General features: G+C 62.9%; 21 protein-coding genes. 16 read left to right on the plus strand and 5 right to left on the minus strand.

Translation table 11 applies throughout. The features are described from left to right. Positions 1–57: 57 nt before the first annotated feature. From ACZ9HU_RS10050 to ACZ9HU_RS10090, 9 genes are all read left to right on the plus strand, one after another. Positions 58–354 carry a DUF1799 domain-containing protein gene (locus ACZ9HU_RS10050; RefSeq protein WP_476104652.1) on the plus strand — a complete coding sequence of 99 codons (297 nt, stop codon included), beginning with the start codon at positions 58–60 and terminating at the stop codon, positions 352–354. After that, positions 351–4,211, plus strand: coding sequence for a coiled-coil domain-containing protein (locus tag ACZ9HU_RS10055; RefSeq protein ID WP_476104653.1), 3,861 nt, complete (start codon positions 351–353; stop codon positions 4,209–4,211). The genes ACZ9HU_RS10050 and ACZ9HU_RS10055 overlap by 4 nt, the downstream gene beginning before the upstream one ends. Next, positions 4,211–6,379, plus strand: a complete 2,169-nt coding sequence (locus tag ACZ9HU_RS10060) for a hypothetical protein (protein WP_476104655.1) — start codon at positions 4,211–4,213, stop codon at positions 6,377–6,379. Before ACZ9HU_RS10055 ends, ACZ9HU_RS10060 begins: the two co-directional genes overlap by 1 nt. Continuing rightward, positions 6,376–6,753 carry a tail fiber assembly protein gene (locus ACZ9HU_RS10065; RefSeq protein ID WP_476104657.1) on the plus strand — a complete coding sequence of 126 codons (378 nt, stop codon included), beginning with the start codon at positions 6,376–6,378 and terminating at the stop codon, positions 6,751–6,753. Before ACZ9HU_RS10060 ends, ACZ9HU_RS10065 begins: the two co-directional genes overlap by 4 nt. Beyond that, on the plus strand, positions 6,750–7,112 hold the full coding sequence (locus tag ACZ9HU_RS10070) for a hypothetical protein (RefSeq protein WP_476104658.1): 363 nt from the start codon (positions 6,750–6,752) through the stop codon (positions 7,110–7,112). The genes ACZ9HU_RS10065 and ACZ9HU_RS10070 overlap by 4 nt, the downstream gene beginning before the upstream one ends. 1 nt (position 7,113) lies before the next feature. Next, complete coding sequence (locus ACZ9HU_RS10075) at positions 7,114–7,980, plus strand: hypothetical protein (RefSeq protein ID WP_476104659.1); 867 nt, start codon at positions 7,114–7,116, stop codon at positions 7,978–7,980. Between the two features lies 1 nt (position 7,981). Continuing rightward, positions 7,982–9,697 carry a hypothetical protein gene (locus ACZ9HU_RS10080; protein ID WP_476104661.1) on the plus strand — a complete coding sequence of 572 codons (1,716 nt, stop codon included), beginning with the start codon at positions 7,982–7,984 and terminating at the stop codon, positions 9,695–9,697. 13 nt (positions 9,698–9,710) lie between these two features. After that, the gene (locus ACZ9HU_RS10085) at positions 9,711–10,601 is read left to right on the plus strand and encodes a hypothetical protein (protein ID WP_476104663.1); all 891 of its coding nucleotides are present in this window, start codon (positions 9,711–9,713) and stop codon (positions 10,599–10,601) included. An 81-nt stretch (positions 10,602–10,682) separates the two neighbouring features. Continuing rightward, a complete protein-coding gene (locus ACZ9HU_RS10090) occupies positions 10,683–10,997 on the plus strand; it encodes a hypothetical protein (protein ID WP_476104664.1) in 315 nt (104 codons plus the stop codon). A gap of 157 nt (positions 10,998–11,154) precedes the next feature. Here the strand turns inward: ACZ9HU_RS10090 and ACZ9HU_RS10095 are convergent, their stop codons facing one another. Further along, positions 11,155–11,832, minus strand: coding sequence for a CHAP domain-containing protein (locus ACZ9HU_RS10095; RefSeq protein WP_476104665.1), 678 nt, complete (start codon positions 11,830–11,832; stop codon positions 11,155–11,157). Between the two features lie 233 nt (positions 11,833–12,065). Here ACZ9HU_RS10095 and der point away from each other — a divergent pair, with 233 nt between their 5' ends. Further along, positions 12,066–13,451 (plus strand): ribosome biogenesis GTPase Der, encoded by a 1,386-nt coding sequence (gene der, locus ACZ9HU_RS10100; protein WP_476104666.1) that lies wholly within the window; start codon positions 12,066–12,068, stop codon positions 13,449–13,451. A gap of 76 nt (positions 13,452–13,527) precedes the next feature. Here der and ACZ9HU_RS10105 read toward each other — a convergent pair whose 3' ends face one another. Then, on the minus strand, positions 13,528–14,880 hold the full coding sequence (locus tag ACZ9HU_RS10105; RefSeq protein WP_476104667.1) for an SPOR domain-containing protein: 1,353 nt from the start codon (positions 14,878–14,880) through the stop codon (positions 13,528–13,530). Between the two features lie 310 nt (positions 14,881–15,190). Here ACZ9HU_RS10105 and ACZ9HU_RS10110 point away from each other — a divergent pair, with 310 nt between their 5' ends. Further along, positions 15,191–16,312, plus strand: a complete 1,122-nt coding sequence (locus tag ACZ9HU_RS10110; RefSeq protein WP_476104668.1) for an SPOR domain-containing protein — start codon at positions 15,191–15,193, stop codon at positions 16,310–16,312. A gap of 4 nt (positions 16,313–16,316) precedes the next feature. Further along, a complete protein-coding gene (locus ACZ9HU_RS10115; protein ID WP_476104669.1) occupies positions 16,317–17,573 on the plus strand; it encodes a DUF418 domain-containing protein in 1,257 nt (418 codons plus the stop codon). A gap of 36 nt (positions 17,574–17,609) precedes the next feature. On the opposite strand, the gene ACZ9HU_RS10120 is transcribed toward ACZ9HU_RS10115, so the two are convergent. After that, positions 17,610–18,407: an EF-hand domain-containing protein gene (locus ACZ9HU_RS10120; protein ID WP_476104670.1), complete on the minus strand. Its 798-nt coding sequence runs from the start codon at positions 18,405–18,407 to the stop codon at positions 17,610–17,612. Positions 18,408–18,527: 120 nt separating this feature from the next. Between ACZ9HU_RS10120 and recO the strand changes: the two genes are divergently transcribed. The 3 genes from recO to ACZ9HU_RS10135 all read left to right on the plus strand — a co-directional run bounded on the left by recO (position 18,528) and on the right by ACZ9HU_RS10135 (position 21,518). Then, a complete protein-coding gene (recO, locus tag ACZ9HU_RS10125; protein WP_476104671.1) occupies positions 18,528–19,154 on the plus strand; it encodes a DNA repair protein RecO in 627 nt (208 codons plus the stop codon). A 13-nt stretch (positions 19,155–19,167) separates the two neighbouring features. Beyond that, complete coding sequence (gene leuB / locus ACZ9HU_RS10130) at positions 19,168–20,226, plus strand: 3-isopropylmalate dehydrogenase (RefSeq protein WP_476104673.1); 1,059 nt, start codon at positions 19,168–19,170, stop codon at positions 20,224–20,226. Positions 20,227–20,375: 149 nt separating this feature from the next. After that, positions 20,376–21,518, plus strand: a complete 1,143-nt coding sequence (locus tag ACZ9HU_RS10135; protein WP_476104675.1) for a glycosyltransferase — start codon at positions 20,376–20,378, stop codon at positions 21,516–21,518. 21 nt (positions 21,519–21,539) lie between these two features. Here the strand turns inward: ACZ9HU_RS10135 and ACZ9HU_RS10140 are convergent, their stop codons facing one another. Beyond that, entirely contained in the window at positions 21,540–22,802 is a 1,263-nt protein-coding gene (locus ACZ9HU_RS10140) for a phospholipid carrier-dependent glycosyltransferase (protein WP_476104676.1), read from the minus strand. Positions 22,803–22,895: 93 nt separating this feature from the next. Here ACZ9HU_RS10140 and ACZ9HU_RS10145 point away from each other — a divergent pair, with 93 nt between their 5' ends. Beyond that, positions 22,896–24,104 carry a trans-sulfuration enzyme family protein gene (locus ACZ9HU_RS10145; RefSeq protein WP_476104677.1) on the plus strand — a complete coding sequence of 403 codons (1,209 nt, stop codon included), beginning with the start codon at positions 22,896–22,898 and terminating at the stop codon, positions 24,102–24,104. Here the strand turns inward: ACZ9HU_RS10145 and ACZ9HU_RS10150 are convergent. After that, positions 24,101–24,529, minus strand: coding sequence for a DUF6628 family protein (locus tag ACZ9HU_RS10150; protein ID WP_476104678.1), 429 nt, complete (start codon positions 24,527–24,529; stop codon positions 24,101–24,103). The genes ACZ9HU_RS10145 and ACZ9HU_RS10150 overlap by 4 nt on opposite strands. Positions 24,530–24,640: the final 111 nt, after the last annotated feature.

A 24,640-nucleotide genomic window follows, 5' to 3' on the forward strand; every position in this document is an offset into this window, starting at 1 on the left:
GCCGCGCGCGCTTGGATCACCGGGCGCGGCGGCGCCACGCGCAGGATGTCTGATCCGATGACCCAAGCTGCTGTCATGCCCGAATGGATGCAAAAGCGTCTGGCAGGCACGGTGGCGGCGCCGGGCGAGATTGAAATCTGCCCCGATGAATATGGTGCGTTCAGCCTGTTTATCGCGCTGGGCACCCAATGGCGCTGGTGCGCTATGTCCGGCCGCCGCCTTGGGCTGGATTACAATGTCATCCCCAACACTGCCCAGATGATGGGCACGGAAATGACCCCGGCGCTGTTCCGCGATCTGCGGGTGATGGAGCATGCCGCGCTCGATGCGCTGGCTGAGAGGCAAGCGAAATGAGCGGCGGCAATGTTGTCGAAATCGGCGTTCGCGTCAAAATGGACGGCAGCGGCTTTGTTGGCCAGATGCAGGGCATGCGCGGGGAATTGGCGGGTATGGCCACGGCCAATCAGGCCGCCGCCGCATCGGCCGGGGCGCTGACGGCTGCCACCGAAGCCACTGCCGCCGCCAATGACGAACTGGTGGAGGCGTTCCGCCAGTCGAACGCGGCCTTGCAGACGGCGATGCAGGCGATCATTGCCAATACGGCCGCGACCAATCAGGGCATTGGTGCGCTGGCGGCCGCAGCCAATGCATCGCGCGAACGCGCCGATGCCTCGAATGCGCAGGCTGCGGCAGAGCGCATGGCAGTGGCGGCGGCCAATGATAATGCCGCCGCTCTGCGCAAGGCGGCGGCCGATGCCCAGCAGTATGCCAGCATGGCGGGCCAACTGCGCTCGGCTATCGATCCGATGTATGCCGCGCAACAGCGTTTCAACCAGCAGTTGGATGCTGCGGAACTGCTGCTCGAAAAGGGCATCATTACCGAGCGGGAATATGCCAGCGCTTTGGCTTTGGCGCGCAAGGAATTGCAGGATAATGCAAAAGCCGTAGCTGGCGCTGGCGATGCTGCCGAGGGCACGGAGGGCCAGAGTAGGAAGGCGGCGGCGGCTTATACCAACATTGGCCGTCAAATGCAGGACGTGGCCGTCATGGCGCAGGGCGGCGCCAATTTGGGCACGATCTTGTCAACACAGGGCGGGCAGATTGCCGACGCTCTGTCCCAGACCGAAGGCAAGTATGCCCGGTTCGGCGCGTTCTTCATGACCACGTCTGGCACGATTGCGATTGTTGCCGCCAGCGCCCTTTTGAACCTTGCGGAGAATTTCCTGAAGAGCGGCAATGCTGCTCAGGAGGAAATGGAAAAACTTCAGAAGAATGCGGAAGAAACCCGCCTTGCGGCTCAAGCCAAGAAGCTGTTTGCAGTATCCGAGCAGGGTGTCACCCAAGCCATTCTCGACCAGAAGGAAGCGCTGGATAAGGTCGAGAAGTCCCTCCGTTCGGCTGCGGAACTGGCGCGCAATGACGCAATCCTGAATTGGGAAAGAGCCAAGAATATCCGCAATGCCACGGCGGCATTGATCGAGCAGGCCATTGCTCAGGAGAAGCTGGACAAAATCCGTACCCAGCAGGTCGGGCCGCGTGGCGATCTGGCTGACCTTGCTGTTGGCGTCAGTTCCAATCGTCTGGCTGCGCTGCAAAACCTGCTCAATGAGCAGCATGGGGCTGGCATTATCGCTGCTCAAAGCCTGTTGCGCGCGCAAAGTCAGCTTGATGTCGAAGAAGGCAAAAAGCTCGCCGATCCGGTTGAGGTTATCAAGCGCAAGTATGAAGGTGCTGGCGGCCTTATCGAACTTGTTCGCAAGCGCGCAGTTGCGGAGGGTCTCGTCGGTGAAAAGCTGCAGCAGCAGATCAAGGTTTATGCCGAGCAGGAAAAGGCAGAAGTCGACGCAGAGCGTAAAAGCCATCGTACTCGGAAAACGACCGATAACAGCGCTGCCGTTGCCAAGTTCAGCGAAGATGAAGCTGGCCGCATTGCAAAGATCGCCAATCAATTTGCCGAGATGCCGACGGCCGTTCAGAAGGCGAATGCCGCCTTGCTGGATCTGGACGCCATCCAGCGCGACATTGTCGCCAAAGCTAAGGGCAAGAACGGTAACCTGATCGATCTGCCGGGGCTGACCTCGCAGATCGAGGCAGCGCGTGCGCTGATTGAAACCGGCCTCACCAAGCCATTCCGCGATTATGTCGAGGCGCAGGCCGAACAGGCTTCGATCAATAAGCTGATCCTTGCCGGGCGGCAGGGTGAAGCCGAAGCATTGCGCGTCATTCTCGATCTCCAGAAACGGCAGCAGCCACTCTCCGAAGGTCAAGCCGCGCAAATTTTGGAGATCGTGCGGGCGAACCAGTTGAACGCGCGAGTGCTGCGCGATCAGCAGGCTTTGATCCAAGCCACCGTATCCGTTGCAACGAACCTGCGCACTACCCTTAACGAGGCTGTGGCCGATACGCTCAAGGGGCGCGGGTCTTTCGACAAGATCATCGCATCCATCGGCAATGGTTACGTCAACGTCATGTCGCAGCGCATTGTCGAAAGCATGTTCGGCGACAGCCTGCGCGCGTTTGAGGACGAGGCCACGCGGAATTTCCGGGCCGCTACAGATGTCGCTGGGCAAAAGGTCACGGATTTCGGCGATATCGTCGCGGCGGCATCGGCCAAGATCAGTGGTGGCAGCGGCGTCCCGTCTCAGGCGGATCTTGTCAGCGCTGATCCGTTGGTCGATTTCCTCAATGGCGCATTCGCAAAGGCGGCGGCCAATGACAATGGTGTGCCGGTTACGACTGGTGAGGAGATTGTTGCAACCGGGCGCCGCTCGAAATCCAGCGAAGTTGCCGGGCTGGCCAGCCCTCTTATCAGCCTCACCAGTTCGCTGTTTCGCGGCCTCGGGGTCAACATTCCCGATGGCCTTACCAAGGGCCTGAAGCCGCTTTTCACCAAGCTTGAAACGGCGCTGCCGGATGCGGTTCAGGGCGGCTTGCTTGGCGGCACGGCGTCACGTCTGATCAATGGCGGCGGCGCGGGCAGCGGCATTGGCGGGACGATTGGCGGCGCCATCGGTCAGGAGATGGGCAAGAAGTTCCTGCCTGCCGGGCTTGAGGCCATTTCCAAGGGGTTGGGGTCCAGCCTCGGCAGCTTTGCCGGGCCGCTGGGGAGCATCGTGGGCGGTGTGCTTGGCGGAATGCTTGGCGGCCTGTTCACCCCGACGAAGGCAGGCACTACGGTTATCACCGGGGTTGATAAGGCCAGCACCACCGCCAGCACTCAGGAGGTCAGCGCCGGGCTGACCAATATGGGTAACAGCATCGGGTCTTCGCTTCAGGCGGTGGCGAACAAGTTCAACGCCACTGTGGGCGACTTTGCAGTCAGCATCGGCCAATACAAGGACTATTACCGCGTCTCGGCCTCCGGCTCTTCGCGGGTTGGCGACAAGTATTATCCCAACACGGCCGGGTCGGACATCCTCTATGACGGCACCGATCAGGCCACGGCGGTTTTGGTTGCGATCCAGAATGCGATTGCGGACGGGGCGATCAGGGGCCTCTCAAAGGCCGTTCAGAAGGCTCTGAGCAGCAGTTCGAATATTGAGGTCGCGGTTACCGAAGCGCTGAAGGTTCAGGAGGTCGAGCTTGCGATCGGCGGCATCGGCGCGCAGCTGCAAAAGGCTTTCCGCGAGGATGAGCAGACGGCGGCCGAGCGCCTCCGCATCGCCAAGCAGTACGGCTTTGACATGGTCGCCACCGAAAAGACCAATGCCGAGGCCCGCGCCGCGCTGACCAAGAAGCTGCTGGATGATCAGGTCGGCTCGCTTCAGCAGATCCTCGACGAAATGTCCTCCGGCGCCCTGTTTGAAGGCTCGGCAGTGGATCAGCGCGCGGCGATCCTTGCCAAGATCACCACGGCCAAGGCCGATGTGGCGGCGGGCAAGGATGGCGCGTCGGATACGCTGGCCAAGCTGCTCGAACAGCTTAACACGGTCAGCAAAGAGGCGTTCGGCACGACGGCGCAGTATCAGGCCGACCGCGCGATGATTGCCGATGTGGCGCGCGATGCGATCACGGCCGCCAACCAGCGGATCAGCGATGCGGCGGCCATGGCCACGGCGCAGGCGCAGACGAACAGCGCGCTGGACGAGGCCAACGATCAACTGGCGCGGATTGCTTCGGCGCTCGGGATGACCGTCGATTACCTGAAGCAGCTGGTGGACAGCGGCTATGTTTCCTCCTCGGCTCTGGCCGATCTGGCGAAGACGAGCTGATGGCCGCGCTGCTCTATCTTGTCGAAGCCGAGCCGAGGCAGGCCAGCGACGGCGCCGTGCGCACGGTGCGCCTTGCAGGCGGCGGCGCGGCCTATCCCTATTTCTATGCCGGTGGGCATTGGATGGCAGGGATTACGGGCGCGCCCACCATCATCACCAGCCTGACTTTTGACGGCACAGACCTTGGCACGGGCGGCGTTGCGCAGGCGGCCGAGATCGTCTGGGGCACAACCAACCGCGCCGATCTGGCCGATCTGGCCGGGCTTGTGTGGGCGGATGCGCCGATCACGATCCGCATCGGGCCGGAGGGAAGCCTGCCGCCCATCGCGCTTTCGGGCAAGGTTTTGACCGCCGTGGTCGAGGATGGCGGCAGGCTGAAAATCTCCATGGCCGATCCGGCGGCCGACCTGAAAAAGCCGCTGCTGACGGATCGGTTCGGGGGCACGGGCGGCCTTGATGGCCCGGCCGATTGGGCGGGCACCATCAAGCGCCGCATCTGGGGCCGTGTGTTCAATGTGCTGGGTGAGCCGCTCGATGCCGTTCACAATATCTATGCGTTTGCCGATCCGCTGCGCCACCTTCAGGCGATCACGGCCGTGCGCGACAAGGGCGCGGCCGGGCCGCTGACGGTGCTGGCTTGGGCGGGCACGGCCGAGGCCACCTTTGCCGCGCTTCAGGCGGCGGTCGTGCCTGCCGGTGGCGGAATTGTCTGCCCCTCGCTGGCCTGCGTCCGCTGGTGGACCCAGCCTGCCGGAGACCTGACGGCCGACATCGAGGGCGAGACCGAAGGCGGCTATGTCGAGACGGCAGCGGGCATCGCCTCGAGGCTGGTGGCAGCGGTGGCAGGCCCGGCCTTTGCCGCTGGCGCCATCGCCTCGGCCGACACGGATCGACCGGCGCCGGTTGGCTGGATCGCGGCCGATGAAAGCACCACGGTCTCCGCAATGCTCGATCAGCTGCTCGGTTCGGTTTCGATTGTCTGGGTGCTCAATGGAGAGGGGCAGATCGAACTGCGGCGCTGGGAATGGGGCGCGTCGTCCCTGTCGGTTCAGAGCCATGCGGTGACGCGCAGCGCGTCCTATCGCCCGGTTTCCTCGCGCCGTCTCGGCTATCGGCGCAATGAACACAAACAGGCGCGCGGATCGCTGGCGGCCATTGTCCTGGTCAGCGATGTTGCGTTCGAAGACGGCTCTGGTTTGGCCGAGACCTTGGGCGATCTGGCCACCGCCGCCAGCGATGCCGCCAGTGCGGCCGCCACGGCGCAGGCCGCCGCCAATCTGGCCAATGCGGGCCTTGCCGATATCGCGTCCGACAATGTGCTGACGCCCGGCGAAAAGCCGCAGGTGGTGCTGAATTACAATGTGCTGGTGACTGAGCATGGCGGGATCGACGGGCAGGCATCGGCCTATGGCATCACAACCGAGCGCACCAATTATGACGACGCGCTCGATGCGCTGACGACGTATCTGTCAGGCCTGACGACGCCCTATCTATGGTCCAATCTGACCGGCAACACCGATATCGTCGGCCCCACCTTTCGGGGCAAGTTTGCCGATGTGTATGCCGCCCGGCAGATCCTGCTCAATGCGATCAGCGCCAAGGCCAAGCTGCTCGCGGACAATGCGGCGGCCGATGCGGCCGAGGCATCCGACGCAGCGGCCGTCGCGGCCACCACGGCAACATGGACAGGGATCAGCGGCGGCGCTGGCATCCCTACCGGCGATGACGTTGCATCGACCGTGGCCGAGGGCGGCGGGGTTGCGACAAATCAGGTCAGCACTCCCGCTATCGTGGCCGATGGCGTGACCGAGGTCATGCAGGCCTACAACGGATCATCGTTCTCCGGCTCCAATGCGGGGGACTATCATGATGTGATCTCGCTCACCGTCAACATGGCCTATGATGGTGACATCGTGGCGCTCGTAGCCGCCAAGCAGTGGTATTATTCGGGCGGGCGGGATTGGGCTGCACAGATCACCATCGACGGGACCGAGGCCTTTTATACCGAAGGCGGCACCGGGGCGATTTCGGACAGTATCGCGCTCTCCGGCCGGGCCACGGTCACGGCCGGGACGTATGCCGTCAAATTCCGCTGGCGCAGTTCTGACAGCACGCTGGCCATGCTGGCGGGCAAAGCCTCTCTCGTTACCATTCGGAGGTATAAATGAGCCTGTTTGCCGTTGGCATGCCCGGCCGGACGCCCCGCCTGCTGCTGACCGGGCGCGGCATCGAACGCGTCGAAATTCATCTCGATGATGGCGAGGTAGCGTTGCCGGTGGACGGGCCGGGCGAATGGCTGATCGCGGCGGATGGGCAAAGCATCAGCGCGGTTCCGCCCTCCGTTGAGCGGCAATGGATGGATGTTCGGCGCCGCCGCGATCAGCTGCTGTCCGAATGCGACTGGACGCAACTGCCCGATGTGGCCGAGTCTACCCGCGATGCTTGGGTGCCCTATCGGCAGGCGCTGCGCGATCTGACCGAGGCAGCCAGTCCGGCCGACGTGATCTGGCCGACCATGCCGGGCACCGGACAGCAGGCATGACGACGGTCGATCCTCTCTATGCCCAATGGCTCCAGTCGGCCGCGCTCTACACGCTGCGCGAGGATGCAGACTTGGTGTCCCGCTGGGGAAGCACAGCCCAGCGGGCAGAGCGCATTACAACCATCGTGCAGCGCGCCGATGCCGAGGCCGAGGCGGACCGCCATCTGGCCTTTTTGGGCGGTCCGCTGGTGACCGACGTTCATACGCTGGTGGGGCAGTTCGCGGCTTATCTTGGGCGGGTCATCACCATCACGATTGAGCAGCTTGGCTATGATGCGGGCGTGGACGTGTTTGTGATCGGCGCGGAGGACAACCGCGCCACCGGCCTGTCCAAGGTCACGGTTCTTAGGAGGCTTTGAGATGGCCAATATCCTGATCTGTCCGCCTACCGGCATCGCCAATGTCGGGGCATCGCGCGGCACGGGTGTGGCTAATCTGCTGCGCCCCGATCCTAAGGAAGTCTGGCAGGACAGCGCGGTCGGATCGGCTGCAACCATTGATGTCGATTTCGGCTCTTTGGTGGCCATCGACACAATCTTTCTTGGCGCGATCTACCGCCCGGCCGTCGATGCCGTCTGGACGATCAGCGGCGGTGCGGCCGGTTATGCCGACGCAGTGATCAAGGCGGCCGGTCCTTTGCGCGTTCCTGATCGGCCGGGGCGTACCTCGCCTGCCAGCCATGCCTTCTGGCATGGTGATGACGTATGGGTCCGCTATCTGCGCCTGTCGATCACGCAACCGGCCGGGAATGATCCGCTATCGATTGGCGTCCTGCTGGCAGGGCTTGGCTGGCAACCGCAATACAATCAGGAGTGGGGCGCCGGGCGCGGCGTCAAGGATACCGGATCGGTTTCGCGCCTGCCTTCGGGCGGCTTCGCTGTGGTCGATGGCGCCCGCTATGCCACCTATAAATGGACCCTTGGCGATCTCACCGAAGACGAGGCCGACTATCTCCATGACCTGCAAATGGACCGGGGCGAAAGCCGCCGCCTGTTGGTGGTGGAAGACCCTGACTGGACAGCCGGGCTGCGCTCCCGGCTGCACTATGGGTTGCTGACGGGGCTGCGGCCCAACGAGCGGCGTAATCCGGCGCAAACGCGGTGGGACATGCAGATCGAGGATTGGATCACCGGAAGCGGCATCGTGGAGCCGATGCCGCTTCCGGTGATGACGCTGAGTGGCGAACCGCTGTCGCTTGGCGGCGAAATTTTGACGATTGGGGGCTAATATGACCAAGCCGATTGAAAGTCTTGAAGGGGATGACCGGACGGCCTTTAAGGAGGCCATCGAGCCGATCCTGTCGGAAGTGTTGACCGACAATGGCTATGCAACGCTGGCCGAAATGACCGAGGCGACCCAACAGATTGCCGATCAGGTGGCCGGTGTGGATGCCGCGAAAGAGGCGGCGGAAACAGCGCAGGGACTGGCGGGAGATAGCGCCGAAGCGGCCAGTGCTGATCGCGCTCAGACTGCGCTGGATCGTGCTGCCACTGACACTGCGGCCGCCGCAGCGCTGGCGGCGCAGACCGATATTGTCGGGCGCATCGGCGATTTGCGGGTCGTTGATTATCAGGACTACACCTATTCGCATGCGATTGTGTCGGCTAATGGCTACATCCTCGCGCTTGTTGAACGCGCCACCGGCAAGTGGAAAATGGCGCTTACCGCCGATTCGATCCTGCCCAGCCAGAAAGGCCTGATGCAGATCTATGACATCGATCCGACCACGAACGGCGGGTGGATGCTTCCTATCGTAGACCAACTCAACGTACTGCTCGGTGGGTGGAAGTCGGATGGGACGCTGGTGGCCAGCCTCAATGCCGCCTCGATCCTGCCGCGCTCACTGGCCGGGCTGTTGCCCACTTCCCTCGATATTACCCCGATTGACGACACCACATCGGGTTGGTTGCTGCCGATCACGGATGACTCCGGCAAAATTCTGGGCGGTTGGAAGAAGGACGGCACCTTTGTTGCCTCGATGGCACCGGAGAGCATCCTGCCCTCGGGCAATACGCTTGAAGGCGTTGAGGATGCGCTGTCCGCCGCGAAGATGGGACTGCCTTCGGGGCGGCTGTATATTAGCGGCGATAGCATGTCGGTGGCCAGCGGCGGCGGCCCAAACTCCTATCCGGCGATCATGTCCGCAGCCATTGGCCTGCCGTACTATTCCTCGGCCATCGGCGGAACGCGGTCGGAAAGCATCATGGTTCGTCAGGGTGGCCTCCCGATGTTGTTGACGATCACCGGCAACACGCTGCCCGCCAACACCAGCGAGGTCGATGTGACCGCGTACAGCGCGGGATGGCTTAGCAATAATCAGGGGTCGCAGTCGATCACCGGCCTGCTGGCGGGCCAGCCTGTGGTGCTGACCCATTACCTTGATGGCAGCGGGGCCACGCTCAAATACACGGTCAGACGTCAATCCGCATCAGGTTCTAGCACGGCGGTCCCGCCGCAGACCCGTTTCGACGGCGATCCGTATCAGGGCAATGAGCTGGATTACCACTACATCTGGGCGGGGCGGAACGACGATAAGTCAACGCGGGTCAACCGGGTGAAGGTGCGTGACAACATCCTGCGCGGGATTGACCGGATCAAGCATGATCGGTTCTGCATCATCTCGATTTGTCCGACCACTGACGAAACTATCGGCAGCGTGGGGCGCGGATACACCGACGAGACGAATCAACTGATCCTTGATGCTGTAGGCGCTCATCATTGGGCCAACCTGATCGGCTATATGACCAGCCGGGGCGCGCTTGATGATGCGGGCCTGACGCCCTCATCACAGGACCTGATCGATGTCGGAAACGGCATTGTTCCCGCCAGCTTGCGCGCCGATCAGGTCCATTTCAATTCGGCCTACGGCTATCCGCTGGCGGGCAATTTCATGGCCCGGTGGCATCGCGGCCACGGCTGGTCAACCGGCACTCTCACTCTGTAATCGGAGACGTAAAATGACAGGTTCTGCAATCAAGCTCGCCGGGGCAGTAACTACCGCGCCTTTCGGCAAATTCCATCCCTACGAAGGCACGTGGGACAGCACGATGTTTTTGTGGGACGCGGGCTACGCGCCTTTGGCTGCGGTTCCAGCCAACGGGGCCACGCTGACCAATCTCGTGCGCGACCAATGCGCGGCGGTGTCCGGTCAGACGCTGGCCAACTGCGATTTTGCCGTGATCAATCAGGCCGGATCGTTCCTCGCCAATGAACTGACGAGCAAGGGCGGCATTCACACCGCCAGCACGCAGGCAGGCGGCCAGAATGCAGCGGCGGCGTTTGAACTGACGTCCTCTGCCGCGTTCACGAACTGGCTCTTGACCCAGACGGATGCCGGGGCGGACTATGCCGTCATGATGACCGCATGGGCGCGTCCCACGCGGGCGCAGCTTTCCGCCGCCGGACCGCAGCCATTCCAAATGTTCACCGCGTCAGTGTCGCCGTCGTCGAATTATCATAGCGTTGGCCCGGTGAGCGCCAACTTGGCAGGTGGCGTGGTGATCAGCGGCAACGGTCTGCCCATGAGCAACACGCCCGGAACGCCGCAGGTCGCGGTGGTGGTGTCAAATGGCTGGGCGGGGACTAAGCCGGGCTCCGGCGTTCTGGTCCCGTGGAACGTGGGGGCCGCATGGGCCTATGCCAGCGGGAACTATAACAAGGCCCCCAGCGCGGCGGTCTATCGGGTTCAACTCGATCTGGTGGATCTGTCCGATATCGCCGGGGCCAGCGTGGCGGCTAAAACCAGCGCCATGATTGCCGTGCATCAGGCGATGCTGGCCCGCGATTTCGCGGCGGGCGGGCGGTTCTACGGGGACACCTATACCGCCGCCTCGACGCTTAAGGCTTAATCATCCATCCAGCTCTTTGACATCGTGAAATTTTGGCTAGGTAGGTTGCGAGGCGCTAGGTAGCTGGTAAATCCTAAGCTCATGAGCAAGCTTTCCTTATCCGATATGGATGTCATGATCAGCCGTTTAACTGCTGAATTGCATCTGGACGTGCCATCATTGGGCAGAATCGCCCACAAGGCCGTCCATGATGCTTACGCCCATGGCCTAAAAGGTGAGCTTCTAAAGTCACGCATTGCTGATGCTATCGAGGATGGTCTCGCCTCCAATGGTGAGGGGCTGCATCGTCACTTGAATGCCGCTGCAATTGCTGACTGGCGGGGCATCTGCGCTAGAGCTTTTGACAAGGCACTGAACTCCACTTTCAATACCTCTACATCGGTGGAGCGAGGCTAATTTTTGTCGCGGAATTTTTGTCGCGATTTTTTGGCGCGCTACATACGAAGATCTGGGCGAAAACGCGCCCACCATCTCGGCCTGATCCGCGAATCGAAAAAGGTCCGGGTTTGCGCCCGGACCTTTCCCATCGACTGCTACTTCGAATTTTTTGGATTCAGCGGCGCGAATAGGCCGCGATGATCGCCCCGATGGGGTCGCCCAGATAGCCATGGCCCGCGCCGTGATTGACGGTGGACCATCCACGGCCCGAAACCGCTTTGGCCGCGCCGTTGTTGTAGATAAAGCCCGCCACCGGCCAATGAGTCGTGCCCAGACCGCCCAGCGGCTGATACCACACGCGCACTTCGCTCCAGTCATTGCGGGGCGAAACGTCGGTGGCCAGAACATTGTCCTCAATCTGTCCACGCTCGCCGCCCAGCGGGCTCCAGTTCGCGTGACGGACCAGAATTTGGCGCGAATCGATGATCCGGCTGACCGTTGCGACATGGCCCAACACCATCGCGCCATAGGGTTTGAACGCCATCACCGCGCCAACGCGGGGGGAAAAACCGCGCTGATAACGACCGGCGGCCTGTTCCCACCATGTATGGGCGTCGCCGTAAAGCTGGATGCCCGACACCTCGCGGGCATAGGGAACGCATTGCAGGAAGCTGCGGCTGACGGGGGCTGCGATGACATTCTGGCTGCGCGGCACAATCCGGCCATTTTTGCTGGCCAGATCGGTAAAGGCCACGGCAAAGCGCGTCGGCGCCGGGGTGCGACCTGCGGCATGGGCGGCGGGCGATCCGAAAATCGGCCCCATCATCAGTGCGATGGCCAAAGCCTTTGCCATGGATCTGGCTGGCTGTGTGATGAGGTTCGTTCCCGACATGAGACATGTTTATAGGCGCGCAGGTTAGGGCCGGGTCGCGGGACATAGTTACCAAGTGGGTAACCATAGGATTCGCAAGTTGGAGGCCCACGCGGCCAAAACGCCTCAATTCGGGCCATTTGCCGCCCCATCCGCGCCTTTGCCCGCGCCGTTTTGCTTGCCAAGAGCGCGATCTTGTGAGCATGGCTTTGCCCATGTCCCGTCAGATTATCATTATTGGCCGACCCAATGTCGGCAAATCAACTTTGTTCAACCGCCTCGTGGGTAAGAAGCTCGCGCTGGTGGATGACCAGCCCGGGGTGACTCGCGACCGCCGTTTTGGTGAGGCGAGCCTGCTGGGCCTGGATTTTACCATCGTCGACACCGCCGGTTGGGAGGATGATGATCCATCCAGCCTGCCCGGCCGTATGCGTGCCCAGACCGAGGCCAGCCTTGATGGCGCGGATATCGCGCTGTTCGTGGTGGACGCGCGTGCCGGTATCACCCCGCTGGACGAGGAAATCGCACGTTGGTTGCGTGAACAGCCGGTGCCGGTGATCCTTTGCGCCAACAAGGCCGAAGGGCGCGCGGGTGAGGGTGGTTTGTACGAAGCCTTCAGCCTTGGCATGGGCGAACCCGTGGCCATCAGCGCCGAACATGGCGAAGGCATGGGCGACCTGTTCGAGGCGCTGCTGCCTTTCTTTGAAGGGGATGAGGAAGAGGAGGAATTCGCTCCCTTTGATCCCGATGACGAAGAAGCCGTCAATGCCGCCCCGCTCAAGCTGGCGATTGTCGGTCGCCCGAATGCGGGTAAATCGACGCTGATCAATGCGCTGCTGGGCGAAGATCGCCTGCTGACCGGGCCGGAGGCCGGGATCACCCGCGATTCGATCGCCATCGATTGGCAATGGACCGATCCCAAGACCGGCGAGGAGCGCCCCGTCCGTCTGATCGACACCGCCGGTATGCGCAAAAAGGCGCTGGTGGTCGAAAAGCTGGAGCGTATGTCCGTGGCCGACGCGCGCCGCGCCATCGACTTTGCCGAAGTGGTGGTGCTGCTGCTCGACGCGACGCGAGGGCTGGAGCATCAGGATCTCAAGATCGCCAGCATGGTTCTGGAAGAAGGCCGTGCGTTGATGATCGCCATCAACAAATGGGACGTGGCCGAGGATGCTTCGGGCCTGTTCAACGGTATCAAGGCGGCGTTGGATGATGGTCTGGCGCAGGTGCGCGGCCTGCCGCTGATGAGCGTGTCGGCCCGCACCGGCAAGGGGCTGGATCAGATGTTGAGCGCGGCCTTTGAATTGCGCGCGGCGTGGAGCAAGCGCGTGCCGACCGCGGGCCTCAACCGCTGGTTCGACGATGCACTGGCCGCCAATCCGCCGCCGGCCCCCGGTGGCAAGCGGATCAAGCTGCGCTATATCACCCAGGTCAAGACCCGTCCGCCCAGCTTCGTGCTGTTCGGTACGCGCCTGGATGATCTGCCGATGTCGTATCAGCGTTATCTGATCAATGGCATCCGTCGCGAACTGGGCTTTAACGCAGTGCCGGTGCGCCTGACGCTGCGTATGCCGAAAAACCCGTTTGCGCCCAAGAAGTAAGCGCTTCTTTCCGGCCAACAAAAAAGGGCTGTTCCCGGCGGGGAGCAGCCCTTTTTGCTGTGTGGAGCAGGCCGGATCAGCGCTTGGGCGTGACCATGGCCAGAACCGCCGATTGGGCCAGATTGCCGGAATGGGCAAAACAGGCCCCGCCGCTCTTGCGGATGGTGGCGCATTTGTTCGACGCGGTGTTGGCGCTTAACCCATTGACCGATACGCGCCAGAACTGGCGTTGATCGACCGTCGCCTTGGTGATGGCCACATCGGCGTCGGCAAAGGACTTTTCACGGGCGAGGAAAGCCTTCTTGGCGCGCAAGGCGTTCTTTTCCGACAGAAACGCGCCCAATTGCATGACATGCGTGCCAGAGGCGCCGCGCGGTTCGCCAACCTTGGCGGGCTTGGCCGAGGCCATCTTGACCGCTGAAGGCTTGGCCTTGGCGCGAGGGCTTTGCGTCGCCATCACGGCGGCGCGCGGCGCGGGCATGGGCGTGGCAATGGCGTGGAAAACCGGGGCGGGGGGCGTTACCGCTTCGCTCTGCGCAATGGCGGGCAATTCGGCCTGCTGGGGCGCGGGATCATGGCTTTGCAATTCGCGGGCGGACCACTGGCTGACCGGCAATTCTGGCGCAGGCGCGGCAGGCGCTGCGGCCGCCACCACTGGGGCGCTCATCGGAGCGGGCTCGGCCGAGGCCATCTGCACCGGGCTTTCACTCTTGTTCAGCGCCAGTTGCATTGGTTGGCCCGCATCATCGGCCATGCCTACGCCCAAAAGGCTGGCTACGCGCTGACGGCTGGCTTCGGGGCGGGCGATGGCGGCCCATTCGGTCATCCGCTCGTCCACCTTGTCGGCGGGCAGGTCCATGGCCACGATTGTGCGCGCCTCGGTCCATCGGCCCGCCAGCGCATAGGCATAGCCCAGATTGGCGCGCAGCTTGTCGCTCTTGTCCCCGGCGCGCAGGGCGTCGGCCAGCAGGACCGAACCCTTGTCCGCTTCGCCGGCCAGAGCCAGCGCAAGGCCAAGGTCGGCCACGGGAATCACGTTATTGCCCATTTCCAGCGTGCGCAGCGCGGCGTCATTCTGCCCGCTGCCGATCTGGGACAGGGCAAGGGCCAGCAAGGTGCGGCCCGAATTGTCGCCCAGCGATACCGCATCGGACAGCGCGGTCGCCGCCGATTGGAACCGTCCATTTTTCAGATAGGCGCGGCCCAGCGTGGCCCGCAGCGAGGATTCGCGCGGCGATTGGGCCACCGCCGATTCGGCCAGATCGACGCCCTTTTCCCCCTGACCCTTGGCCAGAGCGGTTTCGACCGCCTGCGGTTTGACCTTGGTGCGGGCCATGGCCGGTTGGGCCAGCGTGCCGGCCATCAGGGCCAGAGCCAGCGAGAGCGGGGCAGCAGCGGTGTGAAGAGCAAGCGGACGGCGCGCGATCATGGTCGGCTCCTGAATGGGACTCGGGCGCGCAGGGCCATCCGTGGCGATGTGCCAAAGGTGAAAAGGCAATCTTTTCATGTGGCTATGTGCCCCGCGCATCCCGACCTCATGGTGGGATTTCTGGGGAAAATACTGGCAGATCGTTCCTAAATTTGAGTTAACGAGAAGGTAGTAACCTCGGTGGTAAGCATAAGTGGGCCAACGGGGTGCAGGCTGGCAGGCGATGCCAATTTGTGCAAAGAGGCCATTGGATAGGCGTGGGTGGCGCGTGATGCGTTGCCAAGGGGATCGGACGATGGGTTTCTCTCTGATGCGTAAGGGTTTGCTGGCGGCGGGTGTGATGGCTGCAACCTTTGCCGCCCCGGCGCTGGCCGATGTAAAGGCGGGGGTCGATGCGTGGACCCGTGGCGATTTTCCGGCCGCCGTGCGCGAATGGCAACCCTTGTCCGACAAGGGCGATGCCGATGCGCAATTCAATCTGGCGCAGGCCTATAAGCTGGGCCGCGGGGTGCCGCAGGACCTGACCCGCGCCGAAATGCTTTATGCCAAGGCGGCATCGCAGGGCCATCTTCAGGCGGGCGACAATTACGGTCTGCTGCTGTTTCAGCGCGGCCAGCATGCCGCCGCCTTGCCCTATATCCGCGCCGCATCGGACCGGGGCGATCCGCGTTCGCAATATCTGCTGGGTCTGGCCTATTTCAACGCCGACGTGGTGAACAAGGATTGGGTGCGGGCCTATGCGCTGGAAAGCCTGGCCGCACAGCCGACTTCGGGCGCGCCGGGGCTGCCGCAGGCCAAGGCTGCGCTGGCCGAGATGGACAAATATGTGCCGATCGAGGATCGCCAGCGCGCGATTTCGCTGGCCACCGAATTGGCCGCGCAGGTCGAGGCCAATCGCCAGCGCCAGTTTGCCGCCGCCGATCTGGGCACGCCCAATACGCCGGTGACCGGCCCCGCGCCGACGCGCCCGGTGGCCGCACGTCCCATGCCGACGGGCATGGCCGGGGCGATGACGCCGCCTGTTCCCCGTGAACCGACGCCGCGTGTCAGTGTCGCCGCGCCCGTCGGATTGCCGCCCGCACCCATGCCGCGCACGGCCATGGCGGTTCAGGCGCGGTCCGCTCCGGCGCCGGTTGCCACGATGGCCCCGCCGCCCAAGCCTGTGCCTGCCCCCAAGCCGACTGCGCCCAAGGCAACCCCGGTTGGTGGGCCGTATAAATTGCAATTGGGCGCATTCGGCGTGGCGGGCAATGCCGACGCGCTGTGGGCCAAGGTCAAGTCCATGCCCGAAATCTCCGGTCACCCGCGCGTGAATGTGCCCACTGGCAAGGTCACGCGTCTGTTGGCCAGCGGTTACAGCGAAGAGGGCGCGCAGGCGGCCTGTCGCAAGCTGTCGGGTGCGGGGCTTGGCTGCATGGTGGTCAAGGACTGAACATTTGACGCAAGTTAGCCGCGAGCGCATCGCCACGCTGGATCTGGTTCGCGGCTTTGCGGTTCTGGGTATTGTCGCGGTCAATATCGCGGGCTTTGCTGGGCCGCGTTTGGCCACCTTGACGCCGACGCTGCTGATCGCGCAGGGCGCGGGCTTTGCCTATGCGCCGGCCTCAGGCTTGGACGAGGCGGTCTTTGCCGCGATCCTTGTCCTGTTCGAAGGCAAGATGCGGGCGATTTTCACGATGATGTTCGGCGCCTCGATGCTGCTGTTCATCGAAAGGGCGGAAAGCGCGGGGCGCAACGGGCTGGTGCTTCAGGCGCGGCGGCTGGGGTGGCTGCTGCTGTTTGGTTATCTGCATTATGTGCTGCTGTGGTGGGGGGATATTCTGTTCCTCTATGCGGCCTGCGGCTTTATCGCGCTGGGGCTATGTGTGTTTTCGAACCGGGCGCTGTTGATCGGCGCGCTGGCGGGCTATCTGCTCTGGGCGGTGATGGGTGGTCTGGGCGGTTGGCCGATGGTTCTGGCCGAAGATCATGTGCGATTGGGCGTGGCCACGGCGGCTGAAGCCTCCGGCCTGAAAACCGCGCTCGGCGATAGTATGGTGATGATGCGCGGTGATGTGGCGCAGGCGCATATGGGTTTTGTCGCCATGGCGCATGACAAGCTGGTCCACGCGCCGGGCTGGCCTTTGGTCATGCTGTTCGCCAGTTTTGGGGAGACTTTGCCCCTGATGCTGATTGGCATGGTCCTGTATCGCACCGGCTTTGCGCAAGGCATGGTTTCGCGGCGGGTGTTATGGATCGTGGCGGCGCTGGGGCTGGGCCTTGGGCTGCCGATGGCGGTGGGGATGACGCATTGGGCATGGGCGCGCCATTATCCGCCTGTGGCCATGGGTGAATTGATGGCCAATTGGGCTGCGCCGCAACATGTGTTGATGGCTTTGTGCTATTATGCGCTGATCCTGCTGGCCGCGCCTGCCTTGTTGCGCGGCTGGTTGGGCGCACGTCTGGTGGCGGCGGGGCAAATGGCCTTTACCAACTACATCGCGACCAGTGTCGTGCTGGCGGCGCTTTTCTATGGATGGGGGGTGGGGCTGTTTGGCCGGGTCGATCATGCGGGGCAAATGGGCATCGTGCTGCTGGTCTGGGCCGCGATGCTGGGGTTGAGTGCGCCTTGGCTGGCGCATTATCGGCAAGGTCCGCTGGAATGGCTGTGGCGATCGCTGGTCGAGCGTCGGGCCCTTCCTTTCAAACGATAAACGCCGGAAGGTTTCCCTCCCGGCGCCTGATCGGATTTAATTGCCGCCGCCCATCGGGGGCATTCCGCCCGGCGGAGGGCCATCTTGTCCGCCGCCGCGACGCCCGCCGCCCATCGGAGGCATCCCGCCGCCGCGACCGCCACGCATCGCCTCGATTTCCTCGCGGCTCAGGAACAGGTCCTTGTTGGTGTCGGCCTTGTCGAAACGGGCGCGTTCATAGGCCTGCAATTCGGCAAGGCTGATCCCGGCGTCATAATCGACATTGGCTTTGGCAATTGCCACCGGCCCCAACGGTTCGACCGCCATGCGCAGCGCCATGTCGCGCTCGCCTTCGCCCAGATCGGGGAAGATGGCGTCGGGCACGATTTCGGCGAATTCACCGCCATCCTCGGCGATTTCCGCGCTGCTCTTGCGGCTTTCCCATGCGATGAATTCGGCCTCGTCAATGCGGCCGTCGTGGTTGGCGTCCACCTCGACAAAGCGTTTGTGGATCAGCGCGTTGCGGCGGCCCGTAATCACGCTTTCAAATTCGGCCATGGTGACCATGCCATCTTTGTTGGCGTCCGCCACGCGGAACATGGATTCCACCGCCGCCTCATATTTCTTGAGCGCGATGGGCTTCATGTCCTTGGGGCCGCCACGCGGGGGGCTCATGTCGCCGGGGCCGCCGATGTCACCGCCGCGACGGCCGCCGCCACCGCCCATGCCACCCATGCCTCCGCCGCCCATGCCGCCCATTCCCCCCATGCCGCCCATTTGGGCCATGGCGGGTGAAGCAGCCATCAAGGGCGCGACCAAGAGCGCCGCGGCCATCAAAGTCAATCTGTTGCGCATATTTCATCCCGGACCAATGCGAAGCCCTCCCCATAGCATGCCTGCCCGTTAAAAGATTGCGGGCAGATGAACAGAAGGCCATGTTTTGCGTGGGGCGGGATTTTGCTCTAGCCCGGCGCGATGCATATTCGCGCCCATGCCATTTTATGTTCCGCCCGCCCGCATGGAGAGGTGGGCGTCATTGCGCGCCTGCTGACCGCCGATCACGGGATTGTGGCGGCCTATGTCGCGGGGGGGCGGGGGCGTGAATTGCGCCCGGTACTGATCCCGGGCAATGAGCTGGCCGTGGATCTGCGCGCCCGGATCGCGTCCCAGATGCCCGCCGCCAAGGTAGAATTGGCGGTCAGCCGCGCGCCTTTCCTGACCGAACCTCTGCCTGCGGCGGCGATTGGCTGGGTTACGGCATTGTCGGCGACATCCTTGCCTGAACGTCATGCCTATCCCGCGCTGTACGATGCGATGCGGGCTTTGCTCGACGCCATATGTCACGCTCCATCGGCGCGGGGATGGGCGCCGGCGCTGTTGGCCTATGAGGCGCTCTTGCTGCGCGAATTGGGCTATGGCGAGCGGTTTGGCGCGGGGACGGATGGCCAACGGATGCTGGATGGCGGCGCATGGGATGCGGTTTTGGCCCGTTTCGATGCGCTCGGCCTTGCACTTTCGCGCTATCTGCTTGCCGATCGGCGCGGCGATGTTATGGGGGCGCGCGATATATTGCGCCAGCGTCTGGGGCGCATGGCAGCTTGAAAGAGGTAGAGCCATGAAGATTGCGGTTTTCGCCGGTGACGGTATCGGCCCCGAAGTGACGGCACAGGCCGTGCGCGTTTTGGACAAGCTGGCGATTGCCGGTCTTGAAATGGTCGAAGGCGACGTGGGCGGCGCGGCTTACTATAAGCATGGTCACCCTCTGCCCGAAGCGACCAAAGACATTGCGCGCAGCGTGGATGGTATCCTGTTTGGCGCGGTGGGCGATTTTTCCTGCGACCATCTGGAGCGCGCGCTGCGCCCGGAGCAGGCCATTCTGGGCCTGCGCAAGGAACTTTCGCTGTTCGCCAATCTGCGCCCCGCCACGCTCTTCCCCGGCCTTGAAGGTTTTTCGGCGCTGCGTCCCGAAGTGGCCAGCCAGATCGACCTTTTGATCGTGCGCGAGCTCAACGGCGACGTCTATTTCGGCGAAAAGGGCATGCGTACCCTTGAGGATGGCCGCCGTCAGGGCTGGGACATGATGTCCTATGCCGAGGATGAAGTGCGCCGCATCGCCCACGCCGGTTTCAAGGCCGCGCAGGGCCGCAAGGGCAAGCTGTGCAGCGTGGACAAGGCCAATGTGCTGGAAACCAGCCAGTTGTGGCGCGATGTGGTGATCGAGGTTTCGGCCGAATATCCCGATGTCGAGCTGTCGCACATGTATGTCGACAATGCCGCGATGCAGTTGGTGAAATCGCCCGGTCAATTCGACGTGATCGTCACCGGCAATCTGTTCGGCGATATCCTGTCGGATCAGGCCAGCATGTGCGTGGGTTCGATCGGCCTGCTCGCCTCGGCCTCGCTGGGTACGCGTCAGACCGAATATGGCACCGTCGGCCTGTATGAACCCATCCACGGCAGCGCCCCGGACATTGCGGGCCAGAACAAGGCCAACCCGATGGCGACGATCCTCTCGGCCGCCATGTTGCTGCGCCACTCGCTGGGGCTGGAGGCGGAAGCTGCGCGGATTGAAGCGGCGGTGGCCAAGACGCTGGCCGACGGCATTCGCGGCGGCGATCTGGGCGGCGACGCATCGACCAGCGCGATTGGTGATGCGGTTCTCGAGAGGCTTTAAATTTGGACAATTGCGCCCTTGCCATGTTTTGAACAAGGTTTGGGCGCAATTGGATCAGGTTTTCCGGGGGGCGATGTACCCGGCAACATGCCGAATGGGCGAGAGCGGGGGCTCCGCCTGATCGTTCGGCTTTTAAAGCTTCAGGAATTATGAGTCAGACTTTGCAACTTGCCATCGTAATGCCCACGCTGAACGAGAGGGGTAATCTGCGCCCTCTGGTCGCGCGGCTTGACGCCGCGTTGAAGGGCATCACGTGGGAGGCTATTTTCGTCGATGACAACAGTCGCGACGGCACCGCCGACGAGGCGCGCGCCATCGCGCTGGAAGATCCGCGTATCCGTTGTATCCAGCGCATTGGCCGCCGCGGTCTGGCCAGCGCCGCGATCGAGGGTATGTGCGCCACCGCCGCGCCGATTGTCGCGGTGATGGACGCCGATCATCAGCACGATCCCAAATTGCTGCCGGGCATGTTGGCCGCGATTGAATCGGGCGAATATGATCTGGCCTATGCCAGCCGTTTTGCCGAAGGTGCCAGCACCGAGGCATGGGGCCGCCCCGACCGCGTCAAGGCCAGCGGCTTTGCCAATGCCATTGCGCGCAAGGTGACGGGCGTTGACCTGTCAGACCCGATGAGCGGCTATTTCATGCTGCCCACGGCCACTTTGCGCTGTGACGCGCATCGGCTTTCGGGTGTGGGTTTCAAGATCCTGCTCGACATTCTCGCGACGGTTGATACGCCGCTGCGGGTTAAGGAATTCCCCCTGGACTTTGCCGCCCGCGCGGATGGTGAAAGCAAGCTGGATCGGACGGTTGTGTTTGAATTTCTGATCGGTCTTTACGACAAGTGGCTTGGCCGCATCATCCCGACCCGTTTCGCGCTGTTCGGCACGGTGGGGGCGCTAGGCGTGGTGGTACAATTCGCCATGCTCTGGCTGATGCTCAGCGTCGTTCTGGGAGAACGCTTCGTCTATGGCCATTGGTCGAGCGATGAGACGACCTTCAATATTGCCAATACGCTTGCCGCTGTTGTTGCGATGACGTTCAACTTCGTGCTGAACAATGAACTGACCTATGCCGACAAGCGTTTGCGCGGGTTCTGGCCGCTGTGCAAGGGTTGGGCGCAATTCGCGCTGACCTGTTCGCTGGGTCTGTTGACCAATATTGGCTCGACCGCGGCGTTGAAGCGTATGCATATCCACGACGTGGTCGCGGTGCTGGTGGGCATCGTGCTGGCGTCGGTGTGGAACTTTGCGCTGTCGAACAAGTTCGTCTGGGGCAAATACGGCAATTGATGGATCGGCCAGCTGGCGTCTTTAGCGCCAACTGGCCAGCCACATCCAGTCCTCGAAACTGGCCACGCCTTTGTGCAGCGTTGCGGCCGAGAGGATGGGGAAGAACCAGGCAAAGACGCCCAGCGACAGCACCAACATGCCGATTGCCTCGCGTCGCCAGCGTTGCCCCCGCGCGCACCAGAAATCATCGACCACCAGCCCCAGCGCCCCCATCATAAAGGTGCCGGGCAAAAGATAGTGGTAATAGAACTGGACGGGTTTGTTCCCCACGATCCACATGCCCAGTGATCCGGCATAAAGCGCGACCAGAACCAGCGGCAGCCAAGCGCCGCGCATCAGCCCATTCCACGCCGCCCAGACCAGCGCCACCAGACCCGCAATCATCGTAAACGGATTGCCGATCAGCATGACGCCGCGCTGCGCCCCATCGGTCACTTCATACAGATACCAGATCGCCCGCCAGTTGATGATCCACTGGCTCCACACGCTTTGATAGGGGTGGTGCTTGGTCACGCTGCTCTGCAATTCCAGCATATGGCGATGCCACCCCACCGGATCGAGCACCGGCACCGCATCGCGCAGGGTCAGGAATCCGGGCAGGAACGTCAGCCAATAGACCAGCATCGGCATCAGGATCAGCGCGCCGAACAATTCGCGCGACCGCAAAGCCGGCACGATGGGGCGATGGCCCGCCGCCCAAGCCCACCCCCGCGCGACCATCACCAACCCCGCCACGACAATCCACACCGGCAAGACGCTCCACTTGGCGCCAAGGCTGAGGCCCAAGGCAACCCCTGCGGCCCAGACACGCCATCGCGCGCCATCACCATGCGCCATCGCCCCGGCCAGCATCCACAGTGCCACCATCGCCAGCCCCGCCATCACCATGTCGAGCATCGCGATCCGGCTTTGCACATACCAGGCGAAATCCGTGGCGAGCAGGACCATCGCCGCCACCGAGGCCATCGCCCGCCCGCTGGCCAGCCACATGGCGCGGCCAAAGGCCCACAGGCCGACAATGCCGCACAGCGCCGATGGCAAACGCCAGCCCAGTGGCCCATCGCCAAACAGGCGGATCGAGGCCGCGATCATCGCCTTGCCCAGCATGGGGTGTTCCGGGTTGGCCGGATTGCCCGCGATCATCGCGCGGGCTGCGGGGACATAGTGGATTTCGTCAAAATAAAGATGCGACGGAATGGTCAGGCGCAAAAAGACCAGCCCGGCAAACAGCAGCGTGACAAGGATCTGAAATGCCCACGGGTCGGACTGTGGTTTTGCAAACATTGCCGCAGGCTAGATCGCTGTTCATACGGGCGCAACCGGCCTTGCGCTGGATACCCTTGCTCTTGCGCCGTGCCGGTTCTAGAGCAAGGCCCCATGAAAAGGGACACTGGACAGGATCGCAAGATCACCCGCAACTGGCGCAGCGCGACGCAGGCCGTGCGCGGCGGCACATGGCGCAGCGAACAGGGCGAAACGTCCGAGGCCATCTATATGACCTCTGGCTTTGCCTATGACAGCGCCGAAACCGTGGCCGACCGTTTCGCGGGCAAGATTCCCGGAATGACCTATTCGCGCACGTCGAACCCCAGCGTGCAGATGCTGGAGGAACGCATCGCCCTGATGGAAGGGGCCGAGGCATGCCGTTGTCAGGCCAGCGGCATGGGCGCGATGTCGAGCGTATTGCTGTGCCAGCTTTCGGCGGGCGACCATATGGTCATCGCCAAGGCTGCCTTTGGCCCCACCCGCTGGGTGACGGACAATCTGTTGCCGCGTTTCGGTATCGAGGTCACCGCCATCGACGGGCGCGACCTCAATCAGTGGCAGGACGCCATTCGCGACAATACCAAGCTGTTTTTCTTTGAAACCCCGGCCAATCCGACGATGGATCTGGTCGATATTGCCGAAGTGTCGAAGATTGCCCATGCGCGCGGCATTCGCGTGGTGGTGGACAATGCCTTTGCCAGCGTCGCTTTGCAGCGGCCTTTGGATCACGGCGCCGATGTGGTGGCCTATGCCGCGACCAAGCTGATGGATGGTTCGGGTCGGACGCTGGCGGGCGCGGTGGCGGGCGACGCCAATTTCATCAACACGGTGCTGCATCCTTATACGCGCAACACCGGCAATGTGCTCTCGCCCTTCAACGCTTGGGTTGTGCTCAAGGGGCTGGAAACGCTCGAACTGCGTGCCAAGGCGCAGAGCGATGCGGCGCTGGAACTGGGCCGCTGGCTGGAGGCGCGTTTGCCGCGGGTGCTGCACCCCGGATTGGAAAGCCATCCCCAGCACTATCTGGTCAAAAAGCAGATGTATGGTGCCGGTTCGATCTTCTCGTTCGAGGTCGATGGCGGGCGCGAGGCGGCGATGAAGCTGCTTAACGCGCTGCAACTGATCGATATTTCGAACAATATCGGCGATACCAAATCGCTGATGACCCACCCGGCCAGCACGACCCATTCCTCGATCTCGCCCGAAACGCGCGCAGCGATGGGCGTGACCGAGGGCATGGTCCGCATCAGCGTCGGTCTGGAAGATCTCGAAGACCTCAAGGAAGACCTCGACGGCGCCCTTAAGGCCATCGGGCTTTAATCAAGGCTCAGGACGCGTCCTGAATCGACAAACGCGCTGGCCAGCACGCGGGTGGTGGCCAGCAAGCCTTCGATGGCGGGCGCATCGGTCAATTCGCGCAAATGCTCGCCCGCCTGCGCCGGATCCTGCGCCGCGCAGGCCATGGCGCGCAGCAGCGAATTTTCCGCAGGCGTCATGCGGGGCGCACAACAAGGTGCAATTTGGATCGGTTGTCGCGTGGTTTGCGACACCTCCATCAACAAGGCCCGCATCAGCACCAAGGGCTTGCGGAAATGCAGGCCGAAATGTTCCAGCATCAACATCGTTACATAGGCATCGTGCAATCCGTGGATCGCCATGCGGCGCATCGCCACCAGAACGGCGCGTGTGACGCCATCCTGCGGCACGGCATGAGGGAGGATGCGGGCCAGATGCGGTTCGTTCATGGGGAAACTCCTGAGCGTTGAACCACCATTTAACGCTATTGCGAGTGAGTTGCAATAATGGGCGGGGCAAATTTGCGACGGACCGATGCTCGGAACCGGCGCAAATGACCC

The sequence above is a fragment of the Novosphingobium sp. Sphag1I genome, from assembly GCF_056279125.1.

Coding starts and splice junctions, on each gene's coding strand:
- ACZ9HU_RS10050 (WP_476104652.1), top strand. CDS start 58: ATGACCCAAGCTGCTGTCATGCCCGAATGGATGCAAAAGCGTCTGGCA.
- ACZ9HU_RS10055 (WP_476104653.1), top strand. CDS start 351: ATGAGCGGCGGCAATGTTGTCGAAATCGGCGTTCGCGTCAAAATGGAC.
- ACZ9HU_RS10060 (WP_476104655.1), top strand. CDS start 4,211: ATGGCCGCGCTGCTCTATCTTGTCGAAGCCGAGCCGAGGCAGGCCAGC.
- ACZ9HU_RS10065 (WP_476104657.1), top strand. CDS start 6,376: ATGAGCCTGTTTGCCGTTGGCATGCCCGGCCGGACGCCCCGCCTGCTG.
- ACZ9HU_RS10070 (WP_476104658.1), top strand. CDS start 6,750: ATGACGACGGTCGATCCTCTCTATGCCCAATGGCTCCAGTCGGCCGCG.
- ACZ9HU_RS10075 (WP_476104659.1), top strand. CDS start 7,114: ATGGCCAATATCCTGATCTGTCCGCCTACCGGCATCGCCAATGTCGGG.
- ACZ9HU_RS10080 (WP_476104661.1), top strand. CDS start 7,982: ATGACCAAGCCGATTGAAAGTCTTGAAGGGGATGACCGGACGGCCTTT.
- ACZ9HU_RS10085 (WP_476104663.1), top strand. CDS start 9,711: ATGACAGGTTCTGCAATCAAGCTCGCCGGGGCAGTAACTACCGCGCCT.
- ACZ9HU_RS10090 (WP_476104664.1), top strand. CDS start 10,683: ATGAGCAAGCTTTCCTTATCCGATATGGATGTCATGATCAGCCGTTTA.
- ACZ9HU_RS10095 (WP_476104665.1), bottom strand. CDS start 11,832: ATGGCAAAGGCTTTGGCCATCGCACTGATGATGGGGCCGATTTTCGGA.
- der (WP_476104666.1), top strand. CDS start 12,066: ATGTCCCGTCAGATTATCATTATTGGCCGACCCAATGTCGGCAAATCA.
- ACZ9HU_RS10105 (WP_476104667.1), bottom strand. CDS start 14,880: ATGATCGCGCGCCGTCCGCTTGCTCTTCACACCGCTGCTGCCCCGCTC.
- ACZ9HU_RS10110 (WP_476104668.1), top strand. CDS start 15,191: ATGCGTAAGGGTTTGCTGGCGGCGGGTGTGATGGCTGCAACCTTTGCC.
- ACZ9HU_RS10120 (WP_476104670.1), bottom strand. CDS start 18,407: ATGCGCAACAGATTGACTTTGATGGCCGCGGCGCTCTTGGTCGCGCCC.
- recO (WP_476104671.1), top strand. CDS start 18,528: ATGCATATTCGCGCCCATGCCATTTTATGTTCCGCCCGCCCGCATGGA.
- leuB (WP_476104673.1), top strand. CDS start 19,168: ATGAAGATTGCGGTTTTCGCCGGTGACGGTATCGGCCCCGAAGTGACG.
- ACZ9HU_RS10135 (WP_476104675.1), top strand. CDS start 20,376: ATGAGTCAGACTTTGCAACTTGCCATCGTAATGCCCACGCTGAACGAG.
- ACZ9HU_RS10140 (WP_476104676.1), bottom strand. CDS start 22,802: ATGTTTGCAAAACCACAGTCCGACCCGTGGGCATTTCAGATCCTTGTC.
- ACZ9HU_RS10145 (WP_476104677.1), top strand. CDS start 22,896: ATGAAAAGGGACACTGGACAGGATCGCAAGATCACCCGCAACTGGCGC.
- ACZ9HU_RS10150 (WP_476104678.1), bottom strand. CDS start 24,529: ATGAACGAACCGCATCTGGCCCGCATCCTCCCTCATGCCGTGCCGCAG.